Below are 7480 nucleotides of genomic sequence, written 5' to 3'. Positions count from 1 at the left end.
ATTGACGGCAGCTTTGACAATGATTTCGATACCTTGTTCCAGATGCGCCGCTTGGTCGATTATCTGCCTTTGTCAAACCGCGAAAAGCCACCCACGCGGCCTACGCATGACGATCCAGAGCGGGTGGAAATGAGCTTGGATAGCTTGGTTCCGGCCAATCCCAACAAGCCCTATGACATGAAGGAATTGATCGAAAAGGTCGTTGATGACGGCGATTATTTCGAGATCGCCAAGGACTTTGGCAAGAATATCATCACCGCCTTTGCCCGCATCGAAGGCTCTACCGTGGGCGTCGTGGCTAACCAGCCTATGAGTTTGGCAGGGGTTTTGGATATCGACTCCAGCCGCAAGGCCGCGCGATTTGTGCGCTTCTGTGATTGCTTCAACATCCCCATCGTGACCTTTGTCGACGTGCCGGGCTTCATGCCGGGCACCAAGCAGGAATATGGCGGCTTGATCAAACATGGCGCGAAGCTGTTGTTTGCCTTTGCTGAAGCCACGGTGCCGAAAGTCACCGTCATCACCCGCAAGGCCTATGGCGGCGCCTATGACGTCATGAGTTCCAAGCATTTGCGGGGCGACGTCAATTATGCGTGGCCGACAGCAGAAATCGCCGTCATGGGTGCCAAAGGGGCGGTGGAGATTATCTTCCGCGCCGATATGGGCGACCCTGAAGCCATTGCGGCCCGCACGGCAGAATATCAAGACCGCTTCGCCAATCCGTTTGTAGCGGCTCAGCGCGGCTATATTGATGACGTCATCATGCCCCACTCTACCCGCCGCCGCGTCGCCAAAGCGCTACGCGCCCTCAAGCACAAGAAGCTTGAGAACCCGTGGAAGAAGCACGACAATATTCCGCTTTAAAGCGAGAATTGAGTCCTAGGGCCTCTAAGCGGCCCTACATCACCGCTTCAATCAGCACCGGAACATTGGCCGCCAACGCGCGGGCAAGGGCGGTATCAAAGGCTTCGGCGGTGTCGCAGGAAACCGCCTCAACCCCTTGACCTTCGGCCAATTTTACCCAGTTGAGGGCGGGCTTGTCGAGTGAGAGCATGGAGCTTGCGGCAGGGCCTGGTTGGCCCGCCCCCGTGCGACCCATCTCAATATTCAAGATACGGTAGGAGCGGTTGGCAAAAACCACCGTCACGATGGGCAGGCGTTCGCGCGCCATCGTCCACAAGGCTTGCAGCGTGTACATGCCTGCGCCGTCTCCAGTCAGCGCAATCACTTTCCGGTCTGGGGCTGCAACAGCGGCACCCACCGCCAAGGGCAGGCCTTGGCCAATCGCGCCACCGGTCAGGAACAGCCAATCATGTTGGGCAGCCGTCTGGGTCGCCATGAAGTGCGGCAGGCCTGCAGTGACTGCATCATCGGAAATAATCGCTTGATCGGGCATATGGCGCGCTAAGGACGTGGCGCAGGTATAAGGCGTGATCTTGCCAGTCGGCAGGGGCTGTTCGGTGCGCGCAGGCGCTGGTGGGGCGTCTGGGGCGTCCAAGGCATCGGCCAAAGCAGCTAAGGCTTCGGCGGTATCTTCGCTGCGGGCCGACAGCTCGATGGTGGTGCAGCCTTCGGGCACCAAAATGCTGGGCTTGCCAGGATAGGCGAAAAAGGCACACGGCACGCCTGTGCCCGCCAAAATCATCAGATCAACGCCAGCCAAATCCTCCATCGCCATTTCGGCAAAATAGGCCATCCGGTCTGGCCCGAAACGGCCTGCACCGCGCGCCAGACGGCCCACAAAGGTATCGCATAAAACCCGCACCCCAGCAGCCTTTAGACGCGACATGGTCTTCAAAGCGGCTTCATCATAGAGGGCAGGGCCATTGACCAGCACCACAGGCTTTTGCGCTAATTGAATGGCATCGGCCACCGCTTCGACTTGGGCCGGGTCCACGAGCGATAGGCCCGGAACCGACACACGCGGCGCATCGGGGCCAGCTTGGCTCCATGCGCTGTCAGCGGGCAAGATCAGGGTCACAGGTCCAGCTGGCGGGCCCATGGTTTCAACAAAGGCTTTGGCCGCTTTTTCCCCTGCTTCGCTGGCCTTCTCCACCACACCAACCCAGCGGGAATTAGGCTTTACCAAGGTTTCAATGTCTGAGGCCAAGGGCGCATCCAAGGTGCGGTGATAGGTGGCATGATCGCCCACAACATTGACCATGGGCGCATAGGCGCGGCGTGCATTATGGATATTGGCTGCGCCATTGGCATAGCCCGGGCCCAGATGCAGAAGCGTCATCGCAGGCTTTCCGGCAATCCGGGCAAAGCCATCGGCGGCACCCGTCGCCACCCCTTCAAACAAGCACAAGACCGAACGAATGCGCGGCTCTCGGTCAAGCGCTTGGACGAGATGCATTTCGCTGGTGCCGGGATTGGCAAAGCAGGCCGTGACCCCATGTTCAGCCAAAGTCGCCACCAATTGGTCTGCGCCGGTGCGGGTGTCGGTTTCTTGGGTCATGCTTTGCCTCATCTGTCTTTCGCCAATCCTTGCCCGAGCCATACACGACTGTCACGACAGCAAAACAGATCAGATGCACTTTAGGGCTGACAGGGCGGCCATTGCGGGCCAAGGTGTAGGCATGACCCAGATTCACCGTATCACCCTCGCCCGCCACATCACCGGAACCCCCTCTCTGGAGGACTTCAAGCTCGAGACGTTTGAGGCTCCGCCTTTGAAAGAAGGCCAGTTCCGTGTGGAAAATAAGTTCGTGTCAGCCGACCCCGGCACACGGTCGCGCCTGTCGGGTACCGATTCCTATGCGGGGGCCTTGAAAATTGGCGATCCGATTGATGGCTTTGCCGTTGGCCATGTGGTGGAAAGCCAAAACCCTGCCTTTGAAGTCGGCCAATTGGTGACCTTGGGGTCGGGCTGGGCCAGCCAATCTATTTCCAATGGCCGCGGCTATTGTGCGAAATTGCCAGACTTGGACGTGCCTTTATCGGCTTGGATCGGCGTCTTGGGCGTGCCCGGCATGACCGCTTGGTTCGGCCTCAAGCGCATTGGCCAGATTAAACCAGGTGACCGCGTGATCGTCACCTCTGCGGCGGGTCCGGTTGGCGCAACGGCTGGGCAATTGGCCAAAGCATGGGGCGCGTCGCGTGTTGTGGGCGTGGCAAGTGCTGGCGACAAATCGGATTGGTTGAAGGCCGAAGCGGGCTTTGATGACGTGATCGACTATCGCTCGCCCACCTTTGCTGCTGACCTTGCCGCTGCCATGCCCGAGGGGGCAGATGTGTTGTTTGATAATGTCGGCAATGCGATGATTGATACCATCCTGCCCTTGATGCGCCCCTTTGGCCGCATTGTGGTGTCGGGCCAAGTGGCGGACTATAATGTCGCGCTGCCTGACCGCGTTGGCATTCGCAATACCGATCGCTTCATCACCCATCGCCTGAAGATGGAGGGCCTAGTGGTGTTTGACGATTTGCGCGCCTTCCCGGAAGCCCAAGCCGAAGCCGCTGCTATGATCAAAAGCGGCCAACTCAAACTGAAAGAAGTGATCTCTGAGGGTGTGGAAAGCCTGCCTGCGGCCTTTTGCGCTTTGTTCCAGCCCGGTGCCACATTTGGTCGCCGGATTGCGCGCATTTAAGCGGGGTAAGCGCCATGGAGTTTCAGCACTATTCCCGCATCCAATTTGCCTATGACCAAGGCTATGGCGAACGCGTTCTGGTCGTCACCATTGCGGGCAATAATCCCGTAAATGGTGTCGATGAGGCCATGCATGAGGAATTGGCCCGCGTCTTTACCGACTGCCAACGCGATCCTGACAGCGATCTGATCGTCCTGACCGGGAAGGGCCGTGTGTTCTGTGCGGGGGGCGACTTGGATTGGTTTGACGAACAGATCAGCAATCCCGCCAGCTTCCGCGCCATTGCACCCGATGCCAAGCGGATCGTGCTATCTCTCTTAGAACTCGAAAAGCCCATCATCTGCCGTCTGAATGGCGCAGCGGCTGGCCTTGGGGCCACGATTGCCTTGATGTGCGATGTGATTATTGCCGAAGACACCGCCAAGATTGGCGACCCGCATGTGAAGGTCGGCCTCGTGGCTGGCGATGGCGGGGCGGTAATTTGGCCGGCTTTGATCGGTGTGGCGCGGGCAAAGGAAATGCTGCTGACAGGGGACTTAATCTCTGGCGCAGAAGCCGCCCGCATTGGCCTTGTGAATTATGCCGTTCCGTCTGACCAGCTCAACAGCAAGGTCGCGGAAATGGCGGGCAAAATCCTGGGCAATCCGCGTTGGGCTGTGCGCTGGACCAAAGTCGTGATGAACCAGCAATTGCGTCAAGCGGCCAATCTCACCATGGATGCCGCTGTCGCCTATGAGACCTTGTCCAACATGGCCAAGGACCGGGCCGAAGCGGTCGCCGCCTTTAAAGAAAAGCGCAAAATGAACCTGACAGGGGAATAGATTTGCCACACGCCTTTGCCCCGGAACCCGACCACGTCACCGAATTGCGCCACCAGTTGCGCCGCTTTGTGGAGGCCAAGGCCCCACGCGAAAAGCGCCAATTGTGGGACCGTACCCACACCTGGCCGCGCGACTTGTTTGCCGAGCTTGCCGCCATGGGCATTTGCGGGCTGACGGTCGAAGAAGAATTTGGCGGCCTTGGCCAAGACGTCTACGCCGCTGTGGCGGTGATTGAGGAATTGTGCCGGGCAGGGGCGTTTCTGGCAGGGCCCTTCATTCATTGCGCTTTCTATGGCGGGATGAATATCTCTGAAAATGGCAATGACTCCCAAAAGGCCGCCTATTTACCGGCCTTGGCCAAGGGCGAGCTCATGTTCTGCTATGGCCTGTCTGAACCCGATGTGGGCGGGGACTTATCCAGTGTCACCACGCGCGGCGTGATTGAGGGCGATCATGTCGTGATCAATGGGGCCAAGCGCTGGTGCACAGGGGCTGACTTTGCCGACTATATCTATTGCCTGATCCGGACCGAAAGCGACGAGAAGCGCAAAAACCTTGCCTTCGTTCTGATCCCGAAAGATACCCCGGGCGTGACTCTCCAGCCGATTGAGCACGTCAATCTGCGCTATACGCTGTCGAGCGACGTCTATTTCGACAATGCCCGCATCCCGGTTTCCCACATCGTCGGTGGCCTTGAGAAATGGGGCAAGGGCTGGGGCATGTTGGCAGGCCGCGCGCTGGACGTTGAAAAACTCGAAATCACCGCCGTCACTTTTGGGATCGCGCAAGCCGCCGTTGAAGAGGCCTGGGCCTATGCGCAAGAGCGCGTGCAATTTGGCAAAGTCATTTCTGGCCATCAAGCTATCCGCCACGCGCTGGTCGAAGCCCGCACCAAGCTCGAAGCTTGTCGGCATATGCTCTATCACGCGGCATGGCTCGCCACCCAAAACCTGCCCTGTGGCATTGAGTCCAGCATGGCCAAGCTGTTCGTCGCCGACACGGCGGCTGAAATCGCGTTGATCTGCCAACGCGTGTTGGGCGCTTATGCTTTGTCAGACGCCTTCGACATGGAACGCCACGTCCGCGATCTCCTCGGCATGCGCATCGTCGGTGGGTCCAGCGACATGCAGAAAAATAACCTCGCGGGGCTTTGGGGGATGAAGTCTTAATTTTTAAAGACGTTTCTTTGCAAACGCCCCGGCCGGAAGCGGATTTGAGATATTTCTCAAAGGCCCAAGCTTGGGTGTCATCGGAGAATCCGATGTACGTCTTGATGCGCCATGGGCCGTATTTGGACGTGTGGGTCACTTCGCCCGCATTGTGCTTAGCCAACCGCGCCTTCAAATCACCGGTTGCGCCGACATAGAAATGCTGCCCGTCGAGACTTTCAAGAATATAGACGTATTTCATTTTTGAACTTCCTCATGTTTGGGAAGATCAGCCACGGGAAACACATGTGTGAGTTGATCATTTCGTCCGGCTTCGCTCTGCGAGCTTCTCCGGGATAAACCCGGCTTCGCTCTTCGAGCTACGCCGTGGTATACCGAGGCAGCCTACGCGCTATGCGCTTCGGCTCGATATACAGGCAGCCTACGCGCTATGCGCTTCGGCTCGCCAAGCCGTAGCACGTAGTGCGAAGGCTGGTGGGGTGCTTAGGCAGCCTACGCGCTATGCGCTTCGGCTCGCCGAGCCGTAGCACGCAGTGCGAAGGCTGGTGGGTCGTGTAGGACTCGAACCTACAACCAGACCGTTATGAGCGGCCGGCTCTAACCATTGAGCTAACGACCCGTGCCATGGCGAACCATCTGCGGGAGGCGGGGAGATAGCGGTTTTTGGCGCGGTGCAAAAGCCTCGTCCTCATTTGAACGCAGATCGGTCTCTTTTTTGCCTAAAGCAGTGCAGACTCTGTTCATGTTGGTTTAGGTAGAAACCAAACGACCAATCTGGGAAGGGAATACATCATGCGTAACTTCAACCGCCACACCCTCTTATCGGCCATCGCACTGGGTGCCGCAGGCTTTGTGCCCCTTTCGGCTATGGCCCAGGCCGCCCCTGCTATGGGTGCGCCTTGCTGTTTGGCCCCTGCACCTATCACACCGACCACGCTGAACTTCACCGTCAGCGCCGATCAGAAGAAAGCCCCAGATATGGCAACGATGGGGGCAGGGGTGGTGACGACGGCGAAAACCGCCAAAGCCGCGATGGAAGAAAATGCGCGTAAAATGTCAGCCGCCTTTGTCGCGCTGAAAGCGGCCGGCATTGCCGACAAGGATATGCAAACCTCTGGCGTGCAATTGAGCCCGCAATATGACTATACCAATGGCACCCGTCCGCGCATTGTCGGCTATCAGGCTGCTAATCGCGTCACTTTGAAGCTGCGCAAGATCGATCAAATCGGTGCGGTAATGGACGCTCTTGTTGCCCAAGGCATCAACGAAATTGATGGGCCAAACTTCGGTATTGAAAACCCTGAAGCCATGCTGGATCAAGCGCGCGGTGAAGCCATGGCGACCGCTATGCGTCGGGCAGAGCTTTATGCCAAGGCCGCGGGCATGCGGGTTAAGCGTATCGTCTCGATCAATGAAAGTGGTGGCTATACGCCGCCGCAACCCATGCCGATGATGATGGCGCGTGCCGCGATGGCGGATTCAGCGGCGCCGACGCCAGTTGCCGCTGGTGAGGTGAGCTATTCGATCCAAATCTCGCTGCAGGTTGAGCTCGAGAAGTAACTCCCAGAAGTCAGGCTTTGATCCGACCCCGAGCTATCACATTTTTGTGGTCACAAACGTCGGGTCAAAGCTTGCAAACGGGTGGGTTTCGCGTTAGCGCCCCCGCCATGCTTAACTTTGACCTCGTCGCTGCTAACCTCCTCTCGCCCGCTGTTATCTGTTTTGCACTTGGAGCTTTTGCTGCCTATGTGAAGAGTGATTTGCGCGTGCCGCAGCAGGTACACGAGACCATCTCGATGTACCTCTTGTTCTCAATTGGCTTGAAGGGCGGGATTGCACTCGATAATTCAGCCGGCGCTTCGATGTTGCTGCCGTTTCTGGCGACCATCTTTATGGG

General features: G+C 58.0%; 7 protein-coding genes, 1 tRNA gene and 1 pseudogene. 6 read left to right on the top strand and 3 right to left on the bottom strand.

All coding sequences use genetic code 11. The annotated features are described in order from the left end of the window. The coding region (locus ACOVRA_RS11835) for an acyl-CoA carboxylase subunit beta (protein WP_421720465.1) at nucleotides 1-864 on the top strand (864 nt) is incomplete at its 5' end. A gap of 34 nt (nucleotides 865-898) precedes the next feature. Here the strand turns inward: ACOVRA_RS11835 and ACOVRA_RS11830 are convergent. Further along, nucleotides 899-2461 (bottom strand): acetolactate synthase large subunit, encoded by a 1563-nt coding sequence (locus ACOVRA_RS11830; RefSeq protein ID WP_421720464.1) that lies wholly within the window; start codon nucleotides 2459-2461, stop codon nucleotides 899-901. Nucleotides 2462-2582: 121 nt separating this feature from the next. Between ACOVRA_RS11830 and ACOVRA_RS11825 the strand changes: the two genes are divergently transcribed. From ACOVRA_RS11825 to ACOVRA_RS11815, 3 genes are read left to right on the top strand one after another with little or no spacing between them, the layout of a single operon-like run. After that, nucleotides 2583-3593 (top strand): NADP-dependent oxidoreductase, encoded by a 1011-nt coding sequence (locus tag ACOVRA_RS11825; RefSeq protein ID WP_421720463.1) that lies wholly within the window; start codon nucleotides 2583-2585, stop codon nucleotides 3591-3593. Nucleotides 3594-3607: 14 nt separating this feature from the next. After that, entirely contained in the window at nucleotides 3608-4414 is an 807-nt protein-coding gene (locus tag ACOVRA_RS11820) for an enoyl-CoA hydratase/isomerase family protein (protein WP_298229977.1), read from the top strand. Between the two features lie 2 nt (nucleotides 4415-4416). Then, nucleotides 4417-5583 carry an acyl-CoA dehydrogenase family protein gene (locus ACOVRA_RS11815; protein WP_421720462.1) on the top strand — a complete coding sequence of 389 codons (1167 nt, stop codon included), beginning with the start codon at nucleotides 4417-4419 and terminating at the stop codon, nucleotides 5581-5583. A gap of 40 nt (nucleotides 5584-5623) precedes the next feature. On the opposite strand, the pseudogene ACOVRA_RS11810 reads toward ACOVRA_RS11815, so the two are convergent. Continuing rightward, nucleotides 5624-5824, bottom strand: a pseudogene (locus tag ACOVRA_RS11810) (GIY-YIG nuclease family protein); the annotation flags it as partial. Nucleotides 5825-6126: 302 nt separating this feature from the next. Continuing rightward, nucleotides 6127-6202 (bottom strand) — tRNA-Ile (locus tag ACOVRA_RS11805). Between the two features lie 173 nt (nucleotides 6203-6375). Between ACOVRA_RS11805 and ACOVRA_RS11800 the strand changes: the two genes are divergently transcribed. Continuing rightward, a complete protein-coding gene (locus ACOVRA_RS11800) occupies nucleotides 6376-7143 on the top strand; it encodes an SIMPL domain-containing protein (protein ID WP_421720461.1) in 768 nt (255 codons plus the stop codon). Nucleotides 7144-7250: 107 nt separating this feature from the next. Beyond that, on the top strand, nucleotides 7251-7480 hold a 230-nt coding region (locus tag ACOVRA_RS11795), incomplete at its 3' end, for a sodium-dependent bicarbonate transport family permease (protein ID WP_421720460.1).

Source organism: Aquidulcibacter sp. (assembly GCF_049239865.1).
Classification (GTDB): Bacteria; Pseudomonadota; Alphaproteobacteria; order Caulobacterales; family Aquidulcibacteraceae; genus Aquidulcibacter.
The sequence above is the reverse complement of the archived record's forward strand: the minus strand, read 5'-3'. Positions and strand labels throughout refer to the sequence as shown.

Coding starts and splice junctions, on each gene's coding strand:
- ACOVRA_RS11830 (WP_421720464.1), bottom strand. CDS start 2,461: ATGACCCAAGAAACCGACACCCGCACCGGCGCAGACCAATTGGTGGCG.
- ACOVRA_RS11825 (WP_421720463.1), top strand. CDS start 2,583: ATGACCCAGATTCACCGTATCACCCTCGCCCGCCACATCACCGGAACC.
- ACOVRA_RS11820 (WP_298229977.1), top strand. CDS start 3,608: ATGGAGTTTCAGCACTATTCCCGCATCCAATTTGCCTATGACCAAGGC.
- ACOVRA_RS11800 (WP_421720461.1), top strand. CDS start 6,376: ATGCGTAACTTCAACCGCCACACCCTCTTATCGGCCATCGCACTGGGT.